Origin of the sequence: Enterobacter sp. ku-bf2, assembly GCF_001742765.1 — a bacterium.
In the GTDB taxonomy this organism is placed as follows: domain Bacteria; phylum Pseudomonadota; class Gammaproteobacteria; order Enterobacterales; family Enterobacteriaceae; genus Enterobacter; species Enterobacter quasiroggenkampii.
Genome location: NZ_MDVW01000017.1, coordinates 1 through 638, shown reverse-complemented (window position 1 = coordinate 638; position 638 = coordinate 1). Strand labels below are relative to the sequence as shown.

Genomic DNA, 638 nt, shown 5'->3' with positions numbered 1-638 from the left:
GCAGTATATTCCACTTTCGGCTCGAATCGGACTGAGGTAACGTAGCAGAAATATTTATCCGGACTCAACCAAGATGCCTTCCATCGAAACGTTTATCACTTTTCTTCTCGCGCTGACGCTTCTGGAGATTTCTCCGGGGCCAGACATGATGCTAACTATCGCCAGAGGCGTCGGTCAGGGAAGACGTATTGCACTGTTTACGGTACTGGGTAATGTATTTGTAGCGGGTTTTGTGCAGGTTTCTTTTCTTGTTCTGGGGCTGGTAGCCGTTGTTCATGCCTGGCCGGTTGCACTAGATCTGTTAAGGTGGGCTGGTGCGGCTTATCTGATGTGGCTGGGCATAAAAATGATTGCGATTTCAGGCACAGATACGCGGTTGCGAAAAACGGCCAAAATTTCTGACTGGAGTGCCGTTAAGGAAGGCGCCCTGAACAGCCTGACTAACCCAAAATCCCTGCTGTTCATGTTTGCTTTTCTTCCTCAGTTTGTCGATCCTGCCGCGGGTCCTGTCTGGCTGCAATTGCTTGTTCTGGGTAGTATCCAGAAGCTGGCAGGAATTATTTCCCTGGGGTCAGTCGCGATGGCATCAGGGACATTTGGAAACTGGCTAAGTAAACACCCTGGCTTTATCAAATGGC

1 protein-coding gene is annotated in these 638 nt (G+C 49.7%); it reads left to right on the top strand.

Annotation, left to right across the window (positions count from 1 at the left end; all coding sequences use genetic code 11):
• Positions 1 to 73: 73 nt before the first annotated feature.
• Positions 74 to 638, top strand: a 565-nt coding sequence (locus BFG58_RS14990) for a LysE family translocator (RefSeq protein WP_069720046.1), incomplete at its 3' end; no start/stop codon positions are given.